The sequence below is a fragment of the Pseudomonas sp. AC463 genome, assembly GCF_979253585.1.
On sequence record NZ_CEEDDZ010000927.1, the window covers coordinates 1 to 252 of the forward strand.

The 252-nt window shown below is 66.7% G+C and carries 1 protein-coding gene; it reads right to left on the reverse strand.

All coding sequences use genetic code 11. The features are described 5' to 3' along the window. A partial coding sequence (locus AC0IYH_RS32940) for an OPT/YSL family transporter (protein ID WP_471838583.1) occupies positions 1 to 252 on the reverse strand: 252 nt, incomplete at both ends.

Sequence of the window (252 nt, forward strand, 5' to 3'; positions counted from 1 at the left end):
CCCTTGGCAAGCGCGGAGATCAGCGCCGCCTGGGGCGCGGCAAGTGCATTGGGGCCGGCACCGGGCGCGCCGACGAAGCCGAGCGTGCTGCCGAGCAGGTTCAGGACCGGCGGCACGACGATCGATCCGAAGATGACGCCGAAGATCAGCGCCACCTGTTGTTTCCACGGGGTCGCGCCGACCAGTTGGCCGGTCTTCAAGTCCTGAAGATTGTCGTTGGAGATGGTCGCGACGCCGAACACGATACCGGTG